Below are 25,165 nucleotides of genomic sequence, written 5' to 3'. Positions count from 1 at the left end.
CTCTGCTCTTCTTCTCTCTTCGGCTCTGCTACTTCGTCAGCGCGTCGACGAGGGCGTCGATGTACGCCTCCATCGAGCCGGGGCCGCCGAACATCCAGATGCCATCGGGCAGTCGGTGCACATCACCGGACTTCACGAACGCGAGGGACTTCCAGACCGCGTTCTTCGCCAGTTCGTTGCCGAAGGGGTTGCTGCTCTCGTCCTCGTCGTTGCCTATGTAGGCGAACTGGACGTCCTTCGGCAGGCCGGTCAGACCCTCGACGTCGGTGGTGCCGAGCCCGTAGTCGGCGTCGCCCTTCACCTTCCAGGCGTTCTTCAGACCGAGCCGCTCGTTGACGGCGCCGATCAGCGAACCGCTGGTGTAGGGGCGCAGGGAGACCTGGTTGGAGGCGACGTAGCCGTCGGCGAAGGCGATGTCCGTGCCGTCGAGACCGGCGTCGGCGAGGGCCTTCTTGCCCTCGGCGACCTTGGCCTCGAAGCTCTTCCGCGCGCTCTCGGCCTTGTCGGTGGTCCCGGTCGCCTTGGCGATGAGGTCGAGGTTGTCCAGCATCTGCCCGATCTGGTCGGAGGCGTCCGCGGACTGGATCCCCAGCACCGGGGCGATCTCGCGCAGTTGCTTGACCGCGGCCGGCGCCAGGTCGGAGGAGGCCACGATCAGGTCGGGCTTGAGGGAGGCGATGGTGTCCATGCTCGGCTCGCCGCGCGTGCCGATGTCCTTCGGCTCGTTCTTCAGCGGCACGGCCTGGTCCCAGGTCCGGTAGCCCTTGACGTCCGCGACGCCGACGGGGTCCACGCCGAGGGTCAGGAGGAACTCGACCTCGTTCCACTCGGTGGCGACGACCTTGGTGGCCGGGCCGTCGAGTTCGACCTTCTTGCCGGTGGAGTCGGTGAGGGTGATGGCCTCGGAGGTCTTCTCGGTGCTGTCGGCGGCGGGCTCGGTGGTACCGCAGGCGGCGAGGGTGAGGGCCGCGACGACGGTGGCCGCGGGGAGCAGGAGACGTCTCATGAGGTGGTGCGGAGCCTTTCGCTTCGGGTGGTGCGGGTGTGGTGACGACCGATCGGGCGGGTGCGCAGTCGGCCGGTGAGGGGGTCGGTGTCGACATCGATGCGGATGCCGTAGACGGCGGTCAGACGTTCCGGCGTCAGGACGTCCTCGGGACGGCCCTCGGCGACGATCCGGCCCGCTTCGAGCAGGGTGATCCGGTCGGCGACGGCGGCCGCCTGGTCGAGGTCGTGCAGGACGACGCCGACGGCGATGCCGTGGTCGTCCGCCAGATCGCGGACGAGGTCGAGGAGTTCGACCTGGTAGCGCAGGTCGAGATAGGTGGTCGGCTCGTCCAGCAGGAGCACGCCGGTCTCCTGGGCGAGACAACTGGCGAGCCACACCCGCTGCAACTGCCCGCCCGACAGGTGGTCGGCTCCGCGCTCGGCGAGGTCAGAGACGCCGGTCAGCGCGAGAGCCCGGTCGACGGCGGCCGTCGCGTCGGGGTCCCTGCGGCCGAAGCGGCCCCGGTACGGGTAGCGGCCGAACTCGACGACGTCACGCACGGTCAGTCCGCTGGGCGTGGGCCGACCCTGGGTCAGCAGCGCGACGTGTCGCGCGAACTCACGGGAGGTCAGGGCGAGTCCGTCGGTGTCGGCGTCGATCCGGAGTGCGGCGTGGCGCGGCCGTTGCAGCCGGGCGACGGTCCGTAGCAGCGTCGACTTGCCGCTGCCGTTGGGACCTACCAGTGCGGTCACCTCGCCGGGCCGGAGCGCGATCGCGACGTCGTGCACGACATCGACGCCGTCGTACGACACGGTCACGCCCGTGGCCGACAGGGCATGCCCGCGTAGCCTCGGGGTGTCGGCTGCTTCCTCACCAGATCTCACATGCGAAGGTTAGCCTAACCTAAATAGTGGCCGACAAGGGGCCCCGTCGGCCGGATTCAGCCGGTCGGCCACGACCGCGGATCCCACACGCCCGACCGGCGCAGGGACTGCGGGCAGTGCAGATAGATCTCGTCGATCTCCAGGACCAGCGCCAGCGCGGGCCGCCGGTCGTCGAGTGTCATCGCGTCGAAGAACGGGGCGTCGGTGAGGATCCGCGCCCGGCCGTTGATCCGCAGGACCTCCTTGGAGCCGGGGATCAGATAGAGCAGGCCGGCGTGCGGGTTGTCGAGGATGTTGTGGAAGCTGTCGCCGCGCCGGTTGCCCGGCCGGTCGGGCAGGGCTATCACACCGGGGTCCACGACATGGGTGAACCCAGGGGCGTCCCCGCGCGGGGAGACGTCACAGCCGCCCCGGGCGTCGGAGGTGGCCAGCAGGCAGAACGGGGAGCGCGCCAGAATGCCCCGGTCCTGGTCGGTCAGCCGGTCATGGACCTTCTCGATCACCACCGGCCAGGGCTCGCCCAGCAGTGCGCGCAACGCCTCGCGCGACTCCAGTTCGACCCACGCCTCCTCGCGCCGCCCGTCGGCGGTCCCGGTGTCCCGCCCGTCGCCAATCACGGACTCCCGCCCCTCTCCGGCGCCGGCCCCTCTCCGGTGCTGGTCTCGATCGTGCGCGGCAAGGCGGACCCCCAAGGTGTACGCGAGAAGACAGGTGCACCCGCACACTAATCGAAGTTAGGCCAGCCTTACCTCATGAAGCACCCCACCCGCGAGGCACACGTCGGAGGGCGCCCGGCGCACCCTTCAGAACCGCACCGGCAGTTCGAGCAGACCGCGGGCCCGCATGGACGGCCGCCAACGCACCTCGTCCGGCGCGATGTCGAGGGCCAGACCGGGAAACCGGTCGAGGAGCGCGGCAAGGGCGATCTCGGTCTCCATCCGGGCCAGCGGCGCGCCGAGGCAGTAGTGGATACCGTGGCCGAGGGCGAGGTGCCCGGTGGCGTCGCGGCCGATGTCGAGCCGGTCGGGGTCGGTGAAGCGGTGCGGGTCCCGGTGCGCGGCGGCCAGGGAGAGCAGGACGGTCTCACCGGCCGGGACGACCACCCCGCCGATGGTGACGTCCTCGACGGGGAAGCGGCGGATGGCCAGCGGTACGGGACCGTCGTAGCGGGCCAACTCCTCGATCGCGCCGCCCAGTCGGCCGGGGTCGGCACGCACGGCGCGCAGTTGCTCGGGGTGGCGGAGCAGGGCCAGGGTGGAGTTGCCGATGAGGTGGACGGTGTTCTCGTATCCCGCGAACAGGATCAGGAAGGCGAGGGACATGAGTTCGTCCTCGCTGAGCCGGTCCCCGTTGTCGCGTACGGCGATCAGCGCGGAGAGCAGGTCGTCCGACGGCTCGGCGCGCTTGCCCGCGATGAGCATGGTGAAGAAGCCCAGCATGTCACGGACGGCCCCCTTCGCGCGTTCCGGTCGTGTCGGGTCCGGGGCGATCAGAGTGTCGGTCCAGGACCGGAAGTCGTGCCGGTCGTGCGGGGCCACGCCGAGCAGGTCGCAGATCACGGCGATCGGCAGTGGCGCGGCGTACGAGGCGATGAGGTCGGCGCGCCCGTGCGGTTCGACGGCGTCGAGCAGTGCGTCGGCGGTCCGCCTGATGGGGTCGCGCAGGCCGGCGACACGGCGCGGGGTGAACGCCTGGGACACCAGGCGCCGGATGCGGGTGTGGTCCGGCGGATCCATGTTCAGCAGGTTCGCGTCCAGCGCCGGCGGCAGCGCGAGCCCGTGATAACCGCCGGGGGTCGCGTTGCGCTTGTCGAGGGAGAGCCGGGGGTCGGCGAGGGCCTGACGCACGTCGTCGTACCGCGTGACCAGCCAGGCGGGAAGTCCGTCCGTCCCGGCGATCCGGTGCACCGGCCCGGTCTCCCGCAGCCGCGTGTACACCGCGTAGGGGTCCGCGACGAGTTCGGCGGGATCGACGAGGGGCGGCTGCTCGGGCGTTGTGGTCGACATGGAGCTCCACCCTAGTCAAGATCGCCGCTGGGGACGGCGCTCCGACGACACAGACGCGACCGGCGCACGCGCCCGCCGGATCGCGCGAAACGCGCCGAGGGGGGCGCGTGTTCGGCAGGTCGAGGCGGAGGCCCCCCGGCTCTCCACCTACGCCGTGCGCACCACTCCACCGCGTCAGCGTCACCGTCCCCCTCAACGCCCCTCGCTGGAAAGGAGTCCGAAAGGGTTTCAACGGCCGCCCCCGCTGCCAGAATCGACAGAAGTCGTACGGAGGGGCGGGGGCCTGTGTCGCTGTCAGGTGAACACCTCGCGCTGGACAGCGCGTCCGTCATCACCGCACTCGGAGGAATCCTGGCGGCGATGGTCGCCGCGGCGGTGGCACTGTGGCAGTCGCAGCGCGTACAGAGTCTGGAGCGGCAGCGGATCCAACTCGAAGCCGCCGCCCAGATGCGCCTGAAGGAGCAGGAATGGGAGCACGAACGGCAACTGACGGAGCGTGAACGTCGGCGCGCCGCCCGCGAGGAGGAACAGGAGCGGGAACGGGCTGTCCAGCGAGTGGCAGCCCGACGCTCCACGCTGGAGGCGGGTGCGGCGGCCTACTGTGCGCGGCTGGTGCAGGAACTGTCGACCATGCGCATCCTGGACATGTCGCGACCGTTGCGACTGGAGCAGTTGTACGTGCAGGTGGGGGTGCAGGAGCAGCAGCCGCTGCGGTTCCTGTCCGCCGACGAGGTCGAGCGCCAGGCTCGTCGTACGGACGCCGAGCGCCGGACCTGGCGCACGGAGGCGGAGCGCGCCGAGGCCCGCGCCGCGGCGGACACCCAGGCCGTCGTCCACACGTACGCGCCCGTCGACGCTCTCCAGCGCTACCGGCGCATCGTGGTCGTGGGTGACCCGGGCGCCGGGAAAACGACGATGCTGCGGCACCTGGCCCTTCGCATGGCGACCCAGTCGGAGCACGAGTCGCTGCCGGTGCTGCCGGCGTACGTCGAGTTGTTCCGGTTCATCGAGAGCGGGCACGCGTCGTTGCTCGACCATCTCGCCGAACACTGGGCGGATCAGTACGGCTTCGAGGAGGCCCGCGACTACATCGTGGAGAAGCTCACCGAGGGCAGTGCGGCCTTGTTGCTGGACGGCCTGGACGAGGTGCTGGGCGGTGAGAGCGCACGCGAGGCGGAGAGCGCCTATCACCGCGTCACCACCGAACTGGCGCGCCTGGCAACTCGGTTTCCCCGGGCTCCGATCGCCACTACGTGCCGTCGGCAGGGCTGGCGGGGCGGGCTGCCCCAGTTCCAGGTGTTGGAGGCCCTCGACTTCGAGTGGCCCCAGATCGAGATGTTCGTCAGCAACTGGTTCGGCCCCGGTGACCGTCGCCGAGGGGGCCTGACCAGGGCCCTCTCGGCCAACGGCCGACTGCAGACTCTGGCCGCGAACCCGTTGCTGCTCAGTCTGATCGCGATCGTCTACGAGCGGGATCTCGAACTTCCGGAGCGACGGGCGGCGTTGTACCAGCGGTGTGTGGAGGTCCTGCTCCGCGAGTGGGACGCCCATCGCAAGATCTCGCGCTACAGCCGTTTCACCACGGACCGCAAACAGGACCTGCTGAAGGAGATCGCCCGCCACTACCACCAGCGCGGTCTGCGCTATTTCCCCGAGGACGACCTACTCGACCAGATCGCCCGTTTCCTGCCGACGATCGACATCGCCCCCGAGGACAGCCGCGCCATCCTCGAGGAGATCGCCGCACAGTACGGCCTGCTCAAGCCACAGGCGCACGGCTGGTACGGCTTCCTGCATCTCACCCTCCAGGAACACTTCACCGCCGCGGCCCTGCTGGAGCGGGGCGCCGAGGGGATCAGGCAGGCGGTGACGGCACGCTACGACCCGTGGTGGGAGGAAGTGATCCTGCTGCTGGCGGGGGCTCTGCCGGACACGTCACCGCTGCTGTCCGGGCTCCTGCAACTGGACCCGGACCAGCCTCGTACCGACGGCTCCGGGCTCCTCGTCCTGCCCGACGACGACCTCTTCCACACCGACCTGCTGCTGGCAGCCCGCTGCCTGACGGGCAGCCCCCGCGTGGCCGACGTGGCCCTGCGACGGGAGATCGTGGCCACCGTCTGGCATCTGCTGGGCGCTTCCCTTCACCTGGACGAGAAACGCCGGGCGGCCGAGGCACTGGTCGGGATGGCACGGTCCGACGAGCAACTGGACGAGGTCATCGCGTACATCTGTGACGACCAACGCGACGGCGAGGCCCGGCTCGCACTGATCCAGGCGCTGGGGGCGCACGGAGGAAGACGGGTGGGGGAACGGCTGCTGGGCGCGTTCTCCCTGGGCGGGGTCGACTCTGTCCACTACCTGAGGGAGGCCCTGATCACCGCGCTGGGCACCCTGCGGGTGGAGGCTGCGGTTCCTGCGCTACGTGCGGAGTTGGAGAGGCGGCTTACACATGTGGGCGACGGGTCCAGACGCGGCACCTGGTCGGCGGCCAAGGGAATCGCTCTGGTCGTCCGGGCACTGGGTCAGGCGGGTGCTCCGGCCGAAGTCTTCCTCGACGCGCTGGAGAGACGTGTGCGCCTGCAATGGTTCGAGGTCGTCGCCGCGGCCGTACGGGACGCGCTCAAAAACAATCGGGACCCCGGCACGGCCGAACGGCTGCTCGGCCTCCTGCAGCAGGCCCTCGACGACGAAGACGTGGCCGGTGCCTACCTCGACGCGGCGGGCGAGGCGGGGGTGCGGACACTGCTGGACCGGTTCCGCTCGATGGGCAGCGGCACGGCTCTGCTCACGGCCGTACGTGACCATGTCGCCGCAGGTCACGGACGCGCTCCGCGAGACGAACTCCTCGCCCTCGTCCGGGACAACACGGTGACCATCCAGGCACGCTGCCTGGCGCTCGAATGCCTGGACGAGAGCCCTGGAGACCCCCAGGAACTCGACAGGTTCGTCCGCCACCCCGACGCGAGCCTGCGCGTGGCAGCGTCGGCGACGCTGGCCGCGTGGGGGGTGCCGGTGGTCCTGGACGTGATCCGCACGGCGATCGTGAACGGCGAAGTGGTACTGCTGGACCGTTGGAACGTCCAGGAGGAGATGGACGAATCCGTGTCCACCCCACATCGCCTGGTCTCGGTCCTGGTGCCGTACGGCGTCACCGGGATCGTGGAGGACCTGCGCGCCCGGGCCGCATTGCAGGGCCCCGAGGGCGTCAAGGCACGGGACTGGTTGTACGCGTTCTCGCCCGAGGACGAAGTGGACGGATGCCTGGACCAGCTGAGCAGCGGTAAACACTTGCAGCCCTACGAGATCCCCAACGTCATACCTCCTTCGCGGGTCCAAGCCGTCTTCCAGTACTTCCAGAGCACCCCTAGCGCAGGCTTCGGCACCCTCCGCAGAGACTACGAAAAGCTGCTGACGGTGGCCGCGGCCGCCACCGAGGGCCCCGAGTCGGTCGCCTGGCTCGTCCGTTTCCTTCCCGGCGGCGACCTCGACAGCATGCGTTTCCCCCAGGCCCACCATCACGCCTACGAGGCGAGTCGCCGCGCCCGCGTAAGGGTCCTGCGCGACGGCACGGTGCACCCCATCGCCGTCGCAGGAGGAGCCGCGACGACTTGATCAGGGTCTTCTGGGCCCCTTCGAGGCTCCGCCCTCACACTGGAGCACCTGAGGTCGCCTGTCGCTAGGTCACAACTCCTCGTGCCCGCGGGGTCGGAGCGCATCAGGAGCTCACCTGGCCCGGGCGCGCGGAGGCCACGGCGCAGAGGCCGGCGACGGAAGAGTGACGCCGCCCCTGCCTGGCAACCTCCGGCCGGCGGGACGACCCGTCATGTCGGCCGGGGAAAGCCGCGCGATCCAACCGTTGCGAGCCGTGTGTCAGAGGAACGTCGCCCGGCCGGGGCCCTCCTCGACGAAGCTGCGCATCCCCCGCTCGCGGTCCTCCGTCGCGAACAGGCCCGCGAACCAGTTGCGCTCGATGGTGAGACCGGTGTCGAGGTCGGTCTCCAGGCCCCGGTCGATCGACTCCTTGGCGGCCCGCAGCGCGAGTGCGGGGCCCTTGGCCAGCCGGGCGGCCCAGTCCCGCGCGTGCGCGTACACCTCGGCGGCCGGAACCACGAGGTCCACCAGGCCGATCCGAACGGCCTCGTCAGCCTTGACCGTCCGGCCGGTGAAGATGAGGTCCTTGGCCTTGGAGGGGCCCACGAGCCGGGACAGGCGCTGGGTACCGCCCGCGCCGGGGATCAGTCCGAGCAGGATCTCGGGCTGGCCGAGCCTGGCATGGTCGGCAGCGATCCGATGGTCGGCGCAGAGGGCCAGCTCGCAGCCGCCGCCGAGTGCGTAGCCGGTGATCGCGGCGACGACCGGCTTGGGTATGCGAGCGACAGCGGTGAAGGCGTCCTGGAGCGGCCGCGAGCGCCTGACCATGCCCGCGTGGTCGAGGGGCTTCATCTCCTTGATGTCCGCGCCGGCCGCGAACACCTTCTCGCCGCCGTAGAGGATCACCGCCCTGACGTCGTCGCGCTCGGTCACCTCCGCGGCGAGTTCGCCGAGCCGGTCCTGGGTGGCGATGTCGAGGGCGTTCATCGGCGGACGGTCGAGGCGGATCGTGCCGACACCTTCGGCGACTTCCAGATGCACGGACATGGGCTTCCTCAGCTGTCGAAGTCGACGGTCAGCGTCTCGGAGACGGGGAAGGTCTGGCAGGTCAGCACATAGCCGGCCGCGACCTCGGCGGCTTCGAGGGCGAAGTTGCGGCGCATGTCGGCCTCCCCTGCGGTGACCAGGGCACGGCAGGTGCCGCACACACCGCCCTTGCAGGCGAAGGGCAGGTCCGGGCGCGTCTTCTGGGCACCGTCCAGCACCGTGGCCGCCCGGGGCAGCGCGGCCGTGGTGGACCGGCCGTCGAGCGTGACGGTGACCAGGCTGACGGGGCCCTCGGTGACGGCTTCCTCGTGCCGCCGCGTCTGCCGTACCGGTGCGTCGTCCGCGTGGAACAGCTCCTGGTGGATACGGGTGTCGGGCACCCCCAGACCGGCCAGGACCCGTTGCGCGTCGCGGACCATGCCGTGGGGTCCGCACAGCCACCAGTGGTCCGCCGCGGTGACATCGACGAGGCCGCCGATGAGGGCGGAGAGGCGGTCGGTGTCCAGGCGGCCGGAGAGCATCTCGGCCTCGCGGGGTTCGCGGGAGAGGACGTGGGCGAGTTGGAAGCGGGCCGGGTGGAGGTCCTTCAGGTCGGCGAGTTCGTCGGCGAACATGACCGATCCGGTGCGGCGGTTGCCGTAGAACAGTGTGACCCGCGAGCGGTCGTCGGCGGCGAGGACCGACTCGGCGATGGAGAGCATGGGGGTGATGCCGGAGCCGGCGGCGATCAGCACATGGTGGCCGGGCGCGGTGAGTTCGGGGGTGAAGGCGCCGGTGGGGGCCATCACCTCCAGGGTGTCGCCGGGCCGTACGTCGTGGACCAGCCAGGAGGAGAACAGCCCGCCGGGCATTTCGCGCACCCCGATGCGCGGCCGAGCGCCCACCGGCGAACAGATCGAGTAGGAGCGACGCTCGTCCCGCCCTTCGATCTCGCGGCGCAGGGTGAGGGACTGCCCCGGGGCGAAGGCGAACTCCTCCACCAGGTCGTCCGGGATGTCGAAGCCGACCGCGACCGCGTCCTCGCACAGCCGCTGCACGGCGGCCACGCGCAGGGGTGGAAAGCCGGGCGGCGTCGCCGCACGGGCACGGGGGCGGAGGTGCCGGGTGGCAGCTGGTCCTCCATCAGATCTCCTTGACGTACTCGAAGGGTTCGCGCCAGACACTGCAGCGCCACAGCGCCTTGCAGGAGGTTGCGCCGAAGCGGGAGGTCTCCTGCGTGTCGGCCGAGCCGCACAAGGGGCACGGCACCGCGGGGCGGGTGGGGGACAGCGTCAGCGGCACCGGCCCGGAGGAGGGTCGCGTCGCCGGCCCCGGGGGCGCGATGCCGTGCTCGGCGAGGGTGCGGCGACCGCTCGGTGTGATCCAGTCGGTGGTCCAGGGCGGGTCGAGCACGGTGCGCACCCGGACCGCGTATCCGGCCGCTGCCAGGCGCGCGGCCACGTCGGCGCGCATCTCGGCCATGGCCGGACAGCCGGAGTAGGTCGGGGTGAGGCTGACGACGACCGTCCCGTCCTCGCCGGTCTCGACGCCCCGCAGCACGCCGAGGTCGGCCAGGGTGAGCATGGGCAGCTCGGGGTCCGGCACGGACGCGGCGATGCGACGGGCACGGCGCTCATCCGTCAGTGCGGTCACCATGTCGCGTCCGGGTGGGCGCGGGCCACGCTCTGCAACTCGGCGAGCAGCGGGGCGAGGTGCGCGCCGTGCTCGCCGTCGCGCCCGGCGCCGGGCAGCGGTCGGCACACCGGCAAGGGCACTCCGGCCGCCTCCGTGACCTGCTTCAGCACCGCCCCGACCTGCTCCCAGACGTCGTACGCGGTGAACAGCTCTTCCAGGTACGGCGCGACCTGCTCCAGCGCGTCCCGCATCCGGTGACGCGACTCGGCGGTGCCGTCGCCGAGGCGTACGGCCCATTCGGCGGCGTACTGCCGGTGATAGCTCAGCTCCTTGACGCCCTTCGCCGCGATCGCCGCGAGCACCGGGTCCGGGTGCGTTGCCAGCCGCTCGAAGTGCGCAAGACGCCAGCTGGACAGCACGAGCAGCCGGACGACCGTGAACGCGAAATCCCCGCAGGGCAGTTCGGCCAGGCGCACGTTGCGGAAGTCGCCGGCGTCACGGAAGTAGGCGTAGGCGTCCTCGCCCCGCCCGGTACCGTCGACCTGCCCGGCACGGGCATACAGCAGACGGGCCTGACCCAGCAGGTCGAGCCCGATGTTCGCCAGGGCCACCTCCTCCTCCAGCTCGGGCGCACGGGTGGTCCACTCGGCCAGCCGCTGCGCACTGACCAGAGCGTCGTCGGCCAACGCCACACAGACGGCGGCCAGTTCGCCGGTGTCCACTCCCTCGGGCACCGTGGTGTCCACCCCGTGCAGAGGGTCCTCGAAACCGGTGCCGTACGCCCAGCGGGTGTCGTCCTCGTGCCCCTCGGCGAGGCTCAGGTAGACGTGGTCGTCACTCATACCCTGCTCCTCAGATGTGCGGGACGTCGTCGGGGATGTCGTAGAACGTGGGATGCCGGTACACCTTGTCCGCACTCGGCTCGAAGAAGGGATCCTTCTCGTCACGGGTGGAAGCGGCGATGTACTCGGAGCGCACGACCCAGACCGACACGCCCTCGTTGCGGCGCGTGTACAGGTCACGCGCGTGCGTGAGCGCCATACGGTCGTCAGCGGCGTGCAACGAACCCACATGGACATGGTTCAGACCACGCTTGCCCCGCACGAACACCTCATACAACGGCCAGTCGTTCTTCCCGGCGGTCATGCCACCGCTCCCTTCCGCGTACGGGACGCCTGCCTGGCGGCGTGGGCCGTGGCCGCCTCACGCACCCAGGCGCCCTCCTCATGGGCAGCCCGGCGCCGGGCGACGCGCTCGGCGTTGCAGGGCCCGTCGCCGGAGATCACCCTGGTCAACTCGGCCCAGTCGGGGGTGCCGAAGTCGTGGTGGCCGCGCTCGGCGTTCCAGCTCAACTCGGGGTCGGGCAGGGTGACACCGAGCTTCTCGGCCTGCGGGACGGTCATGTCGACGAACCGCTGGCGCAGTTCGTCGTTGCTGTGCCGTTTGATCTTCCACGCCATCGACTGCGCCGAATTCGGCGAGGCGTCATCAGGCGGACCGAACATCATCAGCGACGGCCACCACCAGCGGTCCACCGCGTCCTGCACCATCGCCCGCTGCGCGTCGGTACCACGCATCAACGTCAGCAACAGCTCATAACCCTGCCGCTGATGGAACGACTCCTCCTTGCAGATCCGCACCATCGCCCGCGCATACGGCCCGTACGACGACCGGCACAACGGCACCTGATTACAGATCGCCGCACCGTCCACGAACCAGCCGATCACCCCCACGTCGGCGAAACTCACCGTCGGATAATTGAAGATCGACGAGTACTTCTGACGCCCCTCGATCAGCCACTGCGTGAGATCCGCGCGATCGGCACCCAGCGTCTCCGCCGCCGAGTACAGATACAGCCCGTGCCCCGCCTCGTCCTGCACCTTCGCGAACAGGATCGCCTTACGGCGCAGCGACGGCGCACGCGTGATCCACTCCCCCTCCGGCTGCATACCGATGATCTCCGAATGCGCATGCTGCGCGATCTGCCGCACCAACGTCCGGCGATACCCCTCCGGCATCCAATCCCGCGGCTCGATCCGCTGATCCCGCGCGATCGTCGCATCGAAATGCTCCTGGAGTTCCGGCTCTGCACGGTCCGCCGACGCGTCGGCGTGTGTCGCTGGCATCTCTCCTGCCTTCCCCACCGAACATTGGCTCGGTGTGCGTCACGGTTGAGTTCTTCGTGTCACGGCAAGCGCCGCAGTCGGGTCAGCGGCCGTCGAAGGACGGCTGCCGGCCGTCGAGGAAGGCCCGTACGGCGGCCCGGTGGTCCTCGGTGGCGCCCAGTCGCTCCTGGGCCGCCGCCTCGCGTTCCAGGACAACGGGCAGGGGCGCTCCGTCGGCCCTGAGGAGCGCCTTGACCTCGGCGTACGCGGCGGTGGGACCGGTGGCGAGGCGCTTGGCGAGAGCCAGACCCTCCGTGGCGGCGCCGCCGTCCGGCACCACGGTGTGGACCAGGCCCCACCGCTGCGCCGCTTCCGCGTCGAAGCGGTCGCCGAGGAGCATCAGGGCGGCGGCCCGCGAGGGACCGACCGCCTGCGCCAGGGCCGCGCTCAGACCGCTGTCGGCGGCCAGGCCGATCCCGGTGAACGCGGTCGCGAAGCGGGCCCCGGATCCGGCGACCCGCAGGTCGGCACAGAGCGCGAGCCCCAGTCCCGCTCCGACACAGGCGCCCTCGACGGCCGCGACCACGGGCTGCGGCAGCGTGCGCAGTTCCTCGACGAGCGGGTTGTACTCGTCCCGGACGACGGCGAAGGCGGAGGCGGGTGCGGCTTCCAGTGCCCGCGCGTGCTCCTTGAGGTCCTGTCCGACGCAGAAGTGCCGGCCCTCGGCGGTGAGGAGCACCGCCCGGACGAGGTCGCCGTCGCCGCGTACCCGGCGCACGGCGGCGATCAGTCCGGCGCGCGCCGACGTGTCCAGGGCGTTTCCCGCCGAGGGTCTGCGCAGCGCGATGACAGCGACCCCGCCGTCCAGGGTGTAGCCGACGCCGCCGCTGCGCGCCTCGTCGCCCGCGGGCGCGGCCGTGCCGCTCACTCCCATGTGTGGAACCCCTTGCCCGTCTTGCGCCCCAGCTCTCCGCGGGCGACCTTGTCGCGCAGCAGCCGGGGCGGGGCGAAGCGTTCGCCGAGTGTGGCGTGCAGGTGCTCGGCGATGGCGAGGCGTACGTCGAGTCCGACCAGGTCGGTGAGGCGCAGGGGCCCCATGGGGTGCTTGTAGCCGAGCCGCATGGCGTCGTCGATGGCGTCCGGTTCGGCGACGCCCTCCTCGACCATGCGGATCGCCTCCAGGCCCAGGGCCAGGCCGAGGCGGCTGCTGGCGAACCCGGGCGTGTCCTGCACGACGATGTCCTTCTTGCCGAGGCAGCGGGTCCAGTCGAGGGCCGCCTCCACGGTGTCGGTCCCGGTGTCGGGCGTGACGACGATCTCGACCAGTGCGGAGGCGGGCACCGGGTTGAAGAAGTGCATGCCGAGGAAGCGGTCGGGCCGGGTGAGGACGGCGGCGAGATCGGTGACCGAGAGGGAACTGGTGTTGCTGGCCAGTACGGTGCCGGGGCTCACCGCCCGCTCGGCGGCGGCCAGCAGCCGCGCCTTGAGCGCGGCGTCCTCGGGGACGGCCTCGACGACCAGGTCGGCGTGCGAGGGCAGGGCGTCGACGGACGGAACCGTCGTCACCCGGGCCAGCACCTCCTCCACGGGCTCGGCGAGGGCTCCGCGTTCGGCTGCTCTGCTCAGTCCGGCGGCGACACGGTCCAGTGCCGCGGCCGCGGCCTGGTCGCCGCTCTCCACGACGGTCACGGCCGAACCGGCCGTCGCGAAGGACTGTGCGATGCCGGCGCCCATGCGGCCGCCGCCGACGACGCCGACGACTGCGGGTGCTGAGGTCATGCCCGGCTCCTCTTCTCCAGGAAGCGTGTCATGCGGTCCTTCTTGTCCTGTCCCTCGAACAGCACGGCCTGCGCGAGGTCGTCGACGACCGGATGGGCGCCCGGTGTGTCGACGACGAGCTTCGTCAGCCGCAGCGCGGTGGCGGAGGAGCGGGCCATCCGGTCGAGCAGGGCGTGCGCCTCGTCCAGCAGCTTCTCCGCCGGTACGACGTCGATGACCAGCCCCGCCGCCAGAGCCGCGGCCGCGTCGAGGTTCCGCCCCGCCAGCAGCACCTGCTTGGCGACGGACTCGCCGACCAGCTCGGGCAGCCGTCGGCAGGCCCCGGCCGCGGCGAGGATGCCGAGCCCCGGCTCGGGGTTGCCGAAGACGGCGTCCGGACCCGCGATGCGCAGGTCGCAGGCGTACGCCAGTTCGGCGCCGCCGCCCAGGGCCCAGCCGTCGACGGCCGCGAGCGTGGGCATGGGGAGTCGGCCCACGCGCTCGAACAGGCGGCTGTTGATGCCCTGGAGGGCTTCGTCGCGGCCGCGTCGCAGCAGTTCGGCGATGTCGGCACCGCCCGCGAAGACACCGCCGTGCCCAGTGAGCAGCAGCAGCTTCGGATCGGCTTCCAGAGAACCGCACACCTCGTGCAGTTCGGCGATCATGCGGCCGCTGATGGCGTTGCGCGCCTCGGGCCGGTGCAGGGTGACGACGACCCGGTCCTCGCGTTCCTCGACGAGCAGCGTCTCGTAGGCGGTTGCGGTGCTCATACGCGCTCCACGAGCATCGCGACGCCCTGGCCGACTCCCACGCACAGCGTCGCCAGGCCCCGGCGGGCGTCCTCGCGCTCCAGCCGGCCGAGCAGCGTCAACAGGATGCGGGCGCCGGAGCAGCCGAGGGGATGGCCGAGCGCGATGGCGCCGCCGTCGGCGTTGACCCTCTCCTCGTCGAGCTTGAGTCGGCGCATGACCGCCAGCGCCTGCGCGGCGAACGCCTCGTTCAGCTCGACCGCGTCCACGTCCCCGGCCTGCCATCCGGCGCGGGCCAGGGCCTTCTCCGTGGCGGGAACCGGGCCGAGGCCCATGACATGGGGCTGCACGCCGGCCGACGCGGAGGTGACGATCCGCGCCCGTGGGGTGAGCCCGTACCGCCGTACCGCTTCGGCGCTCGCGACCACCAGCGCGGCGGCGCCGTCCGACAGCGGAGAGGAGGAACCGGCGGTGACGATGCCGTCCTCGCGGAAGATGGTCCGCAGCGCGCCGAGCTTCTCCAGGGTCGTGCCGGGGCGCGGCCCCTCGTCACGGGTGACCTCGCCGTCCTTCGTCGGGACCGGCACGATCTCGCGGTCGAAGCGCCCCGCCTCCCGGGCCGCCACGGCCCGCTGGTGACTGCGCAGCGCGAACGCGTCGGACTCGGCACGTGTGATGCCGTCCAGGGCCGCGACCTCCTCGGCCGTCTCCCCCATCGTGAGGGTCACCCTGACTGTCTCGGGACCGGCCCCCGGGGGCACGGCCCGGTCCGCGGCGGCGAAGCGCGGGTTGGTGAAGCGCCAGCCCAGTGAGGTGTCGTGCACCTCCCCCGGCTTGGCCCAGGGGGTGCCGGGCTTGGCCATCACCCAGGGGGCGCGGGTCATGGACTCCACCCCGCCCGCGACCACCAGGTCCGCTTCCCCGGAGCGGATCGCCTGGGCGGCGTTCGCGACCGCGGTCAGCCCGGAGGCGCAGAGCCGGTTGACCGTGTAGCCGGGGACGGTGTGCGGCAGCCCCGCCAGCAGTACGGCCATGCGCGCCACGTCCCGGTTGTCCTCACCGGCCTGGTTGGCGGCCCCGAGGACCACCTCGTCCACGGCCTCGGACGGGATCCCCGCGCGGCGCACGGCCTCACCCACCACCAGGGCGGCCAGGTCGTCGGGACGTACGGAGGCCAGTACGCCGCCGTAGCGGCCCTGGGGAGTGCGCGCGCCGTCGATCAGGAAGACGTCGTCAGACATGGGCGGGCTCCTCGGCGGGGGCGTGGCGGCGGGACTGGACCACCGAGAAGCGGCCGGTGACGAAGGCCGGGTCGGTGAGGGCGGCGTTGGCGGCGGGGTTGGCCGCGGTGCCGTGGAAGTCGCTGAAGGCGGCGGACTGGTTGACGAAGACGGCGCCGGTCAGGTTCTCCGACAGGTGCACGCCCGCGTCCAGCGCGGCCTCGCGGGTCGCCTCCAGCACGTCGGCGTCGGTGGTGTACACCGAGGCGGTCAGCGCGCCGTGGCGCCGGACGGTGTCGTGCAGGAGCCGCAGGCCGTGCGCGGTGGAGTCGGTGCCGATGACGAACGAGACCGGTCCGAACCACTCGCTGGTGTACGTCTTCTCGTCGGCCCCGGCGTCGAGCCGGGCCACCAGCGGGGTGCGGACGAGGGCTTCGGGGTGCTCGGGGTGCGTCAGCTTCCGGGAGGGGTGCGCGATACGGCCGTCGAGGACTGTCGCCGCCTCCTCCAGCCCGTTCAGGACGCCCTCGTTCACGATCGCGCCCAGGGTGGCGGCGGCACGCGCGGGGTCGCCGAGCAGCTTGTCCAGCGCCGTGCCCAGGTCGGCGGCGAACGCGTCGGCCGTGCGCGGCCCCTGGTCGGTGGTGAAGCCCGCGCGCGGGACCAGGATGTTCTGCGGGGTGGTGCACATCTGACCGCTGTAGAGGGCGAGCGAGAAGGCCAGGTTGCGCAGCAGTCCGGCGTAGTCGTCGGTGGAGTCGACGAGAACGGTGTTCAGTCCGGCCTTCTCGGTGTGCACGGCGGCCTGGCGGGCGTTGGTCTCCAGCCAGTCGCCGAACTCGCTGGACCCGGTGAAGTCCACGATGCGCACGTCGGGGTGCGTGGCCAGGGCGGGGGCGGTGCGTTCGCCGGGGCGCTGGGCGGCGAGCAGCACCACGTCGGGGTCGAATCCGGCCTCCGCCAGGACCTCGCGGGCGATGCGTACCGTGATGGCCAGCGGCAGCACGGCCCGCCGGTGCGGCTTGACGATGACCGGGTTGCCGGTGACCAGGCTCGCGAACAGGCCCGGGTAGCCGTTCCAGGTGGGGAAGGTGTTGCAGGCGATCAGCACGGCGACGCCGCGTCCGACCGGGGTGTAGGTCTTGTCCATGGCGAGGGGGCCGCCCCGGCGCTGCGGCTTGCTCCAGCGGGTGGTGGCCGGGTGGCGCTTCTGCTCGTACCAGGCGTACGCCACCGCTTCGAGCCCTCGGTCCTGGGCGTGCGGGCCGCCGGCCTGGAAGGCCATCACGAACGGCTGGCCGGTGGTGTGCTGGACGGCGTGCGCGATCTCGAAGCTCGCCGCGTTCAGCCGGGCCAGGATCTCGGCCGCGACCCCGGCCCGGGTGTCGGGGCTCGCGGCGCGCCATGCCGTGGCGGCGGCCTTGGCCGTGGTGACGGCCGTGTCGGGTGCGAGGTAGGGGTAGCTGATGCCGAGCGGGAAGCCGTAGGGCGAGAACTCGGTGGCGGGGACGGTGCCCGCGCCGGGGTGTCCTTCGAGGGGGAAGGGGTTGCCGAGGAGGGCGCGGAAGGCGGCCTCGCCCTGGTGGGGCGCCTCGGCTCCGTAGGCGGAGGTGCTGGGTGTCTCCGGGTAGGGCGTCCAGTGGCCGCGGTCGGCGGCGTGCTCCACGGCCTGCTGGAGCAGGTCCGCGTGGCGGGCGTGGAAATCGGTGGGCATCGGGAACTCCTGGCCGAACGTTCGGTAGGTCGGTGGGTGCGGTCCGCCAGGCGGCGGATGCGGGGCGGGTCGGGAGGCAGGGCCTGGAATGCAGGGCCTGTGAGGCAGGGGCCGCGAGGCGTCGGGCCCCGGAGCGGGCGAGGGACCGGGGTGGGCGCCTACGGGTGAGGCCGGCGGATCAGACGTCCGCGAGCAGGGTCGCCGGACGCTCGACGCAGTCGGCCACGAAGCGCAGGAAGCCACCGGCCACTCCCCCGTCACAGACCCTGTGATCGAAGCTGAAGGAGAGCTGTGTGACCCTGCGGACCGTCAACCGGCCGTCCACGACCCATGGTTTGTCGACCAGGCGCCCGACGCCGAGCAGGGCGGCCTCCGGGTGGTTGATGATCGGTGTGGATCCGTCGACGCCGAACACCCCGTAGTTGTTGAGGGTGAAGGTGCCTCCGGTCAGCGCGTACGGAGGCAGGTTCCCGGCGCGGGCGAGCTCGGTCAACCGGGCGAGTTCGGCGGCCAGTTGGACGGTCGTCATGAGGTGGGCGTCGCGGACCACCGGGACGACCAGCCCGCGTTCGGTCTGGGCGGCGAAGCCCAGGTGCACCTGGCCGTGGCGGAGGATCTCCCGGCGCTCGGTGTCGACCGTGGAATTCAGCTCGGGGAAGCGGCGCAGCCCGGCGACACAGATACGGGCGAACAGCGCCAGCAGACCGATGCGCGTGCCGGAACCGGCGGACTCCAGCACCTTCTTGGCCTCCAGCAGCCCGGTCGCGTCCACGTCGACCCAGGTGGTGGCGTCGGGGATCTCGGTCCGGCTGCGGGAGAGCTTGTCTGCGACGGCGCGGCGGACTCCGCGCAGGGGGATGCGCTCGGGACCGGCCGCCGTGGTCGGCTCCGACGGTGCGGGAGCCGGGGCCGCGGCCTCGTGCGCCGGGCTCGGGCTCGCGGCCTGCCGCCCGGCGGCCCGGGCGACGGCCTGCTCGACGTCCCTTCTGAGCACGACGCCCGCCGGCCCGGACGGTGAAAGGCCGCCGAGGTCTACGCCGTGGTCCCGGGCCATCCTCCGCACGAGAGGCGAGATCACCCGGGGGGCAGGCGCCGGGGCGGCGGTGGCGGTGGCGGTGGCGGTGGCCGAGATGTCCGGTGCGGCGTGCGACGCGGATGCGGAGCCGCCCGCCGGTGCGGCACTCTCGACCGCTCCGGATCGCTGCGCGGCACCGGCAGCATCTCCGGCGGCTCCGGCAGGCGCGGCGCCCACGGACGGGCCCGCCGCCGCTGCGGCGCGGCGGCGGCGGCGCGAGGTCGTCGGACCGTGGCCGGTGCCGTAACCGATCAGCACATTGCCGGATCCGGCCTGTTCCTCCTCCCGGTAACGCTCCGCCGCCGCGTCGGCCGCCCTCCCCGGCTCCGGTGCGCCACCCGCCTGCTCGGTCCGGGGCCCGCCCGCGGACCCGTCGGCCACGGCGGGTGCCCCCTCCCCCACGGTGATCAACGGCTCCCCCACCGGCAGCGCCGTGCCCGCCTCCGCATGCAGCCGGAGCACGGTGCCCGCGTACGGGACCGGCACCTCGACCGCGGCCTTCGCGGTCTCGACCTCGACCACGACCTGGTCGACGGTCACGGTGTCGCCGACGGCGACCTTCCACTCGACGATCTCCGCCTCGGTCAGCCCTTCGCCGAGGTCGGGCAGCCGGAACAGCTGCTCCGGACGCGTTGCGGTGGTCATGCGACCGCTCCCTTCACAAGATGCCGGGTGTCCGGTTCGTCGCCGAACTGGAGGCGGTCGACGGCGTCGAGGATCCGGTCGACGCCGGGCAGATGCGCGTGCTCCAGCTTCGGCGGCGGGTAGGGGATGTCGAAGCCGGCCACGCGCAGGACGGGTGCGGCCAGCGAGTGGAAGCAGCGTTCCTGGACGCGCGCGGCGATCTCCGCCCCGACCCCGGCGAAACCCTGAGCCTCCTGCACGACCAGGCATCGCCCGGTCCGCCGTACCGATTCCGACACCGTCTCGTCGTCGAAGGGGACGATCGTGCGCAGGTCGACCACCTCCAGCTCGATGCCCTCGGCCGCCGCGGCCTCGGCCGCGGCCAGGGCCACCGGGACCGACGGCCCGTAGGCGACGACCGTGGCGTCACGGCCCTCCCGCCGTACGGCGGCCCGCCCGAACGGCAGCGCGCCGCGCCGCGCCAGATCGGTGTCCTCGCGCGACCAGTAGAGCTTCTTCGGCTCCAGGAGGACCACCGGGTCGGGGTCGGCGATGGCGTCCCTCAGCAGCCAGTACGCGTCCTCGGCCGTCGCCGGGGTGACGACCTTCAGGCCGGGGGTGTGGGCGTAGTACGCCTCGCTGGAGTCGCAGTGGTGCTCGACCCCGCCGATGCCGCCCGCGTACGGGACGCGGATCACCAGCGGCAGCGAGAGCCGTCCCCGGGTCCGGTTGCGCAGCTTGGCGACGTGGGAGGCGATCTGCTCGAACGCCGGGTAGGCGAAGGCGTCGAACTGCATCTCCACCACGGGCCGGAAGCCGCCCATGGCCATGCCGACGGCGAGCCCGACGATGCCGGCCTCGGCGAGCGGGGTGTCGAAGCACCTCTCCTCGCCGAAGTCGCGGGTCAGTCCGTCGGTGATGCGGAAGACGCCGCCGAGCGGGCCGACGTCCTCGCCGAAGACGAGCACGCGGTCGTCCTCGCGCAGGGCGTCGCGCAGGGCGGTGTTGAGCGCCTGCGCCATGGTGACCTTGGTGGGCTCGGTGGGCCCGGTGGGTTCCGTGGGGCCGGTGGCCTCGGTGGTCTCGGCCATGGGTCAGTCCTCCTGGGTCAGGGCGGTCTCGGCGAGCTCGGCCGCCAACTGGGCGCGCTGCTCGCGCAGTTGCGGGGTGGGCTCGGCGTAGACGTGGTCGAACAGCTCCAGCGGGTCGGGGGCGGTGTCCGTGTTCATGCGGGTACGCAGGTCCGCGGCCAGGGCTTCCGCCTCCTCCCGTGCGGCCGCCGTGTCGGCGTCGGTGAGGGCGCCGCGGGCCCGCAGGTGTGTCTCCAGTCGGCTGAGGGGGTCCGCGGCGCCCCAGCGCTCGACCTCCTCGGCGTCGCGGTAGCGGGTCGCGTCGTCGGCGTTGGTGTGCGCGTCCATGCGGTAGGTGTGCGCCTCGACCAGGACGGGGCCGTGCCCGGCGCGGGCGTGCGCGACGGCGTCGGTGAGCACCGCGAGCACGGCGACCAGGTCGTTGCCGTCGACCTGCTCGGAGCGCACCCCGTAGCCGATGCCCTTGTAGGCGAGGGCGGGTGCCGCGGTCTGCCTGGCCAGGGGGACGGAGATCGCGTACTTGTTGTTCTGGACGAAGAAGACGACCGGCGCGCGGAGGACGGCCGCGAAGTTCAGCGCCTCGTGGAAGTCGCCCTCGCTGGTGGCGCCGTCACCGATCAGGGCCATCGCCACGCCGTCCTCGCCCTTGCGGCGCTGCGCCTCGGCCATGCCGGTGGCGTGCAGCACCTGGGTGGCCAGCGGGGTGCACTGGGGGGCGACGCGGGTGGCGGCCGGGTCGTAGCCGCAGTGCCAGTCGCCGCGCAGCAGGGTGAGCACCTCGACCGGGTCGATGCCCCGGGTGACCAGGGCGACGGAGTCCCGGTAGGTCGGGAACACCCAGTCGTCCGGGCGCAGCGCGAGCACGGCGCCGACCTGGCAGGCCTCCTGGCCCCGGCTGGAGGGGTAGACGGCGAGGCGCCCCTGCTTGGTGAGCGCGGTGGCCTGGGTGTCGAAGCGGCGCCCCAGGACCATCCGCCGGTAGGCCTCGCGCAGGACCTCCACCGAGGGCTCGCGGTAGCCGGCCGGGGGCTTGGCCACGGCGGTGCCGTCCTCGGCCACGAACCGCACCGGCGTGAGGGACGGCAGGAGGCCCTGGACCGTCTGTCGGAGGCTCTTCACGGACATGGAGGGCGCTCGCTTTCTCTGGACGCTTGACAGGAGAATGGTGACGACGAGGGAATATGTGTTCAAGACTTCGCGTGAACCGCAGATGAAGTGCCGAATTCTCAGCTTCTGGAGAACAATGTGTCTGAGATGGACTCGCCGACGGGGCCCGTGCCCGGACGAACTGCCGTCCCGCTCGACGACACCGACCGTCAGATCCTGGCCCGGCTGCTGAAGGACGCCCGCCAGTCGGTCCGCGCGCTGGCCGAACAGGTGCACATCTCGCGCGCCAACGCCTACACACGCATCGCCAGGCTGCTGTCCGAGGGGGTGATCACCGGCTTCACCGCGCAGCTGAACCCCAAGCGGGCCGGCCTCGGCACCAGCGCCTATGTCACCCTGAGCACCGAGCAGGCCGCCTGGCGGGACATCTCGCGCGAGTTGCGCGAGATCCCGTACGTGGAGCATGTCTCCCTGGTGACGGGCGACTTCGACGTCCTGGTGCTGGTGCGCGCGCCGGACAACGAGGCGCTGCGCTCGGTCGTGCTGGAGAGGATCCAGGGGGTTTCCGGGGTGCGTTCGACGCGGACCTGGCTGGTGTTCGACGAAGTGCGGGGGCGCGGGGCGGACTGGACGGGCTGACCGGGTTGCCGACCGGCACCGGCCACGCCGACCGGCCCCGACCACGCCGACCGGTCCTCGGGCCGCCCCGACCGGGCCCCCTGGCGTCCGGCCGGGCCGACGGAGTGCGGCCGGTGGAGTGCGGCCGGCCCGTCAGGCGCCGACGAGCTCCCCGGAGTCGCGCCCGGGCGGGCGTACGGCGGTGGCGCTGCGGCCGCGTGAGCGCACGACCCGGAACCGTCCGGTGACGAAGTGCGCCCCGCCGCCCGGCGGTTCGGGCGCGGCCGAGGAGGGGTCGGCGGGCAGGTCGTCGGCGAGGTTCTCCACCAGGTGGACGCCGACGTCGAGCGCCGCCGCCTCGGTGGCCGCCAGGACCAGCGGATCGGTCGAGTGCACCACGGCGAACTGCGCACCGTGGCGGCCGACCGTGCGGCGGAAGATCTCCAGGCTGTGCGTGGTCGAGTCGGTGCCCACGAGGAAGGCGACCGGCCCGGGCCACTCCCGGGCGTAGACCCGCTCGTCCCGCGCCGCCAGCCGGACCACGAGCGGGCTGCGCAGGTCGGCGCCGGGATGATCCGGGTGGTGCAGCGCCCCGGAGGCGTGCACCACCGCACCGTACCGCGCGGCCTGTGTCAGTCCCGTGCGCACCTCGTTGTCGACGATCGCGCCCAGCAGCCTGGCCACGCGGACCGGGTGCCCGAGCAGCCGGTCGACGGCGTCGCCGAGGTCGGCGCCGAGGTCGCGGAGGGTCTTGTGGCCCTCGTCGGTCGCGATGCCCGCCGTCGGCACCAGGATGTTCTGCGGTGTCGTGCGGACCGTTCCGCCGCACAGGCACAGGGAGAGCGCGAGGCCCCGCACCAGGCCGCGGTAGTCCTCGGTGGAGTCGACGACCACAGTGTTCAGTCCGGTCCGGTGGGCGAACACGGCGGCCTGTCGGGCGTGTTGCTCCAGCCAGTCGGCGAACCGGGCAGGACCGGTGAAGTCGACGATGCGTACCGCCGGGTCCGTGGCCAGCCGCTGCCACAGGGGTTCCCCGGGTGCCGCGGCGGCCAGGGTGACGAGGTCGGGGTCGTGCCCGGCCTCCGTCAGCACCTGCCGCGCGACGCGCACGGTGATCGCCAGCGGCAGCACGGACCGGGGATGCGGGGCCACGATCACCGGGTTGCCGGTCACCAGGCTGGCGAACAGGGCCGGCCAGCCGTTCCAGGTGGGATGCTCGGGACAGCCGACGAGCAGCGACACACCCCGCGGCGCCAGGGCGCAGGTGCCCGCCATCGCCAGCGGTTCCTTCCGGCCGCGCGGACTCTCCCAGCGCAGGTCCGCGGGAACACGCTCCGACTCGGCGAACGCGCGGGCCACCACCTCCAGGGCGCGGTCCTGGGCGGGCGGCCCGGCGGCCCGGAACGCGGCCGCCAGGGACCGGCCCGTGGTGTGGTGCACCGCGAGCGCCAGCTCGTGGCTGCGGGTGTTCAGCCGGCGCAGTATCTCCACCGCCACCCCGGCCCGCTGGTAGGGCCCGGCGGCCCGCCAGCCGGCCATCGCCCGGCCGGCCGCCGCCACCAGCGCCGCGGGGTCGCACCGCGGATAGCCGATGTCCATGACGACCCCGTACGGCGAGGACTCGGTGCACACCCGGCCGAGTTCACCGGGCTGGCCGAGTTCGAAGGCGCGGCCCGACAGCGAGCCGAACACCTTCTCCGCGGTCCGTGCCGACCTCATGCCCGCGTCGGCGCCGCCCCGCCCCGCGCGAGTGAACGGTGCGCAGCACTCACCGGCCGCCACTGCCCGTACCGCCTGCTGCAGCAGCTCGCGATGCCGCTCGTACGGCCCCACCCGCATGGCCGTCAGCCTCTCCAGCTCGCGGCGAGCCCGAGCAGGGCGTCGTTCTCCGCCCGCAGCCCGATGGTGGCCCGGACGCCCTCGCCGACGAAGGGGCGTACGACGACATCGCCGCCGAGGCAGTGCAGGGCGAAGTCCGCGCTGTCACCGGCGAGCGGCAGCCAGACGAAGTTGGCCTGGGAGTCGGGGACTTCGAAGCCGAGGTCGCGCAACCGCAGTGTCACCCGCTGCCGTTCGGCGGTCGTGAGGGCGGCCCGCCGGACGACCTCCGCGTGCTCGCCGAGGGCGACCACCGCCGCCTCCTGGGCGAGGGCGCTGACGCTGAACGGGATCTGGGTCTTGCGGACGTGCTCCGCGATGCCGGGCGAGCCCACGCAGTAGCCGACCCGCAGGCCGGCCAGGCCGTACGCCTTGGAGAAGGTCCGCAGCACCACCACGTTCGGCCGGTCGCCGAGCAGAGCGAGGGCGTCGGGGACCAGCTCCGGGTCGGCGTACTCCCGGTACGCCTCGTCGACGACGATCAGTACGTCCTGGGGCACCCGGTCCGCGAAGTCGCGCAGCGCCTGCTCGCCGATCGCGGTGGAGGTGGGGTTGTTGGGGTTGCAGACGAACACCAGCCGGGTCCGGTCACCGACCGCCTCGGCCATGGCGTCGAGGTCCAGCCCGTGCGCGCGCAGGGGGACCCGCACCGCCGTACCGCCGGCCACCGCGGTGAGGATCGGGTACGCCTCGAAGGACCGCCAGCCGAAGACGACCTCGTCGCCGGGCCCGACGACCGAGTGCAGCAGCTGTGCGCAGACCTCCGAGGAACCGGCGCCCACCGCGATCCGCTCGGGGTCGACGTCGTGGTGCTCGGCGAGGGCCCGGACGAGTGCGGCGGCGCTCATGTCGGGATACCGCGACACCCCCTGGGCCAGTTCCGCGAGCCGCGCCGCGACACCGGGCAGCAGCCCGTACGGGGACTCGTTGCTCGCCAGCGCGACCGCGCCGGGCAACTTGCGGCCAGGGACGTAGGCGGGCAGCTGGGCCAGGGACGAACGGACGCGCACCATGCTCGACTCGCTTCTGCAGCGACGGGGCCGGAAGTCGTGCCTCCGGGCACTGGACAGGAGAATCGTGGACAGCGATCGACACC

General features: G+C 72.3%; 21 protein-coding genes and 1 pseudogene. 2 read left to right on the top strand and 20 right to left on the bottom strand.

From position 1 onward, the window contains the following. Positions 1-28: 28 nt before the first annotated feature. From GWK25_RS19945 to GWK25_RS19930, 4 genes are all read right to left on the bottom strand, one after another. The gene (locus tag GWK25_RS19945) at positions 29-1,006 is read right to left on the bottom strand and encodes an ABC transporter substrate-binding protein (protein ID WP_215451905.1); all 978 of its coding nucleotides are present in this window, start codon (positions 1,004-1,006) and stop codon (positions 29-31) included. Continuing rightward, on the bottom strand, positions 1,003-1,872 hold the full coding sequence (locus GWK25_RS19940; protein WP_215451904.1) for an ABC transporter ATP-binding protein: 870 nt from the start codon (positions 1,870-1,872) through the stop codon (positions 1,003-1,005). The genes GWK25_RS19945 and GWK25_RS19940 overlap by 4 nt, the downstream gene beginning before the upstream one ends. A gap of 56 nt (positions 1,873-1,928) precedes the next feature. Beyond that, positions 1,929-2,489, bottom strand: a complete 561-nt coding sequence (locus tag GWK25_RS19935) for an MSMEG_1061 family FMN-dependent PPOX-type flavoprotein (protein WP_308404269.1) — start codon at positions 2,487-2,489, stop codon at positions 1,929-1,931. 186 nt (positions 2,490-2,675) lie between these two features. Next, positions 2,676-3,878, bottom strand: coding sequence for a cytochrome P450 (locus GWK25_RS19930; protein ID WP_215451903.1), 1,203 nt, complete (start codon positions 3,876-3,878; stop codon positions 2,676-2,678). Positions 3,879-4,163: 285 nt separating this feature from the next. Between GWK25_RS19930 and GWK25_RS19925 the strand changes: the two genes are divergently transcribed. Further along, positions 4,164-7,490 (top strand): NACHT domain-containing NTPase, encoded by a 3,327-nt coding sequence (locus tag GWK25_RS19925; protein ID WP_215451902.1) that lies wholly within the window; start codon positions 4,164-4,166, stop codon positions 7,488-7,490. 258 nt (positions 7,491-7,748) lie between these two features. Here GWK25_RS19925 and GWK25_RS19920 read toward each other — a convergent pair whose 3' ends face one another. The 14 genes and pseudogenes from GWK25_RS19920 to pdhA form a co-directional block, all read right to left on the bottom strand. Beyond that, positions 7,749-8,516, bottom strand: a complete 768-nt coding sequence (locus tag GWK25_RS19920; protein ID WP_215451901.1) for an enoyl-CoA hydratase/isomerase family protein — start codon at positions 8,514-8,516, stop codon at positions 7,749-7,751. 8 nt (positions 8,517-8,524) lie between these two features. Next, positions 8,525-9,639: pseudogene (gene paaE, locus GWK25_RS19915) on the bottom strand (1,2-phenylacetyl-CoA epoxidase subunit PaaE). Next, positions 9,639-10,151, bottom strand: a complete 513-nt coding sequence (paaD, locus tag GWK25_RS19910; RefSeq protein WP_215451899.1) for a 1,2-phenylacetyl-CoA epoxidase subunit PaaD — start codon at positions 10,149-10,151, stop codon at positions 9,639-9,641. The pseudogene paaE and the gene paaD overlap by 1 nt, the downstream one beginning before the upstream one ends. Then, positions 10,145-10,972: a 1,2-phenylacetyl-CoA epoxidase subunit PaaC gene (gene paaC / locus GWK25_RS19905; protein ID WP_215451898.1), complete on the bottom strand. Its 828-nt coding sequence runs from the start codon at positions 10,970-10,972 to the stop codon at positions 10,145-10,147. Before paaC ends, paaD begins: the two co-directional genes overlap by 7 nt. Positions 10,973-10,982: 10 nt before the next feature. Next, positions 10,983-11,276, bottom strand: coding sequence for a 1,2-phenylacetyl-CoA epoxidase subunit PaaB (gene paaB / locus GWK25_RS19900; protein ID WP_215451897.1), 294 nt, complete (start codon positions 11,274-11,276; stop codon positions 10,983-10,985). After that, positions 11,273-12,256 (bottom strand): 1,2-phenylacetyl-CoA epoxidase subunit PaaA, encoded by a 984-nt coding sequence (paaA, locus tag GWK25_RS19895; RefSeq protein WP_215457461.1) that lies wholly within the window; start codon positions 12,254-12,256, stop codon positions 11,273-11,275. Before paaA ends, paaB begins: the two co-directional genes overlap by 4 nt. A gap of 82 nt (positions 12,257-12,338) precedes the next feature. Continuing rightward, positions 12,339-13,169, bottom strand: a complete 831-nt coding sequence (locus GWK25_RS19890) for an enoyl-CoA hydratase/isomerase family protein (RefSeq protein WP_215451896.1) — start codon at positions 13,167-13,169, stop codon at positions 12,339-12,341. Continuing rightward, on the bottom strand, positions 13,160-14,014 hold the full coding sequence (locus tag GWK25_RS19885; protein WP_215451895.1) for a 3-hydroxyacyl-CoA dehydrogenase family protein: 855 nt from the start codon (positions 14,012-14,014) through the stop codon (positions 13,160-13,162). Before GWK25_RS19885 ends, GWK25_RS19890 begins: the two co-directional genes overlap by 10 nt. Next, positions 14,011-14,763 carry an enoyl-CoA hydratase/isomerase family protein gene (locus tag GWK25_RS19880; protein ID WP_215451894.1) on the bottom strand — a complete coding sequence of 251 codons (753 nt, stop codon included), beginning with the start codon at positions 14,761-14,763 and terminating at the stop codon, positions 14,011-14,013. The genes GWK25_RS19885 and GWK25_RS19880 overlap by 4 nt, the downstream gene beginning before the upstream one ends. After that, entirely contained in the window at positions 14,760-15,983 is a 1,224-nt protein-coding gene (locus GWK25_RS19875) for a thiolase family protein (protein ID WP_215451893.1), read from the bottom strand. The genes GWK25_RS19880 and GWK25_RS19875 overlap by 4 nt, the downstream gene beginning before the upstream one ends. Then, the gene (gene paaN, locus GWK25_RS19870; RefSeq protein WP_215451892.1) at positions 15,976-17,676 is read right to left on the bottom strand and encodes a phenylacetic acid degradation protein PaaN; all 1,701 of its coding nucleotides are present in this window, start codon (positions 17,674-17,676) and stop codon (positions 15,976-15,978) included. The genes GWK25_RS19875 and paaN overlap by 8 nt, the downstream gene beginning before the upstream one ends. Before the next feature lie 178 nt (positions 17,677-17,854). After that, positions 17,855-19,396 carry a dihydrolipoamide acetyltransferase family protein gene (locus GWK25_RS19865; protein WP_215451891.1) on the bottom strand — a complete coding sequence of 514 codons (1,542 nt, stop codon included), beginning with the start codon at positions 19,394-19,396 and terminating at the stop codon, positions 17,855-17,857. Beyond that, entirely contained in the window at positions 19,393-20,466 is a 1,074-nt protein-coding gene (locus GWK25_RS19860) for an alpha-ketoacid dehydrogenase subunit beta (RefSeq protein WP_215451890.1), read from the bottom strand. The genes GWK25_RS19865 and GWK25_RS19860 overlap by 4 nt, the downstream gene beginning before the upstream one ends. A gap of 3 nt (positions 20,467-20,469) precedes the next feature. Continuing rightward, positions 20,470-21,591 carry a pyruvate dehydrogenase (acetyl-transferring) E1 component subunit alpha gene (gene pdhA / locus GWK25_RS19855; protein ID WP_215451889.1) on the bottom strand — a complete coding sequence of 374 codons (1,122 nt, stop codon included), beginning with the start codon at positions 21,589-21,591 and terminating at the stop codon, positions 20,470-20,472. A 129-nt stretch (positions 21,592-21,720) separates the two neighbouring features. Here pdhA and GWK25_RS19850 point away from each other — a divergent pair, with 129 nt between their 5' ends. Further along, on the top strand, positions 21,721-22,212 hold the full coding sequence (locus GWK25_RS19850) for an Lrp/AsnC family transcriptional regulator (protein ID WP_215457460.1): 492 nt from the start codon (positions 21,721-21,723) through the stop codon (positions 22,210-22,212). A gap of 132 nt (positions 22,213-22,344) precedes the next feature. Here GWK25_RS19850 and GWK25_RS19845 read toward each other — a convergent pair whose 3' ends face one another. Then, positions 22,345-24,030 (bottom strand): aldehyde dehydrogenase family protein, encoded by a 1,686-nt coding sequence (locus tag GWK25_RS19845; RefSeq protein WP_251828944.1) that lies wholly within the window; start codon positions 24,028-24,030, stop codon positions 22,345-22,347. Between the two features lie 5 nt (positions 24,031-24,035). Further along, entirely contained in the window at positions 24,036-25,082 is a 1,047-nt protein-coding gene (gene hisC / locus GWK25_RS19840; RefSeq protein ID WP_215451888.1) for a histidinol-phosphate transaminase, read from the bottom strand. Positions 25,083-25,165: the final 83 nt, after the last annotated feature.

It is taken from the genome of Streptomyces sp. ATCC 21386 (genome assembly GCF_018728545.1).
In the GTDB taxonomy this organism is placed as follows: Bacteria; Actinomycetota; Actinomycetes; order Streptomycetales; family Streptomycetaceae; genus Streptomyces.
Note: the sequence above shows the minus strand (reverse complement) of the source record. Positions and strands in the feature narration are given on the sequence as shown.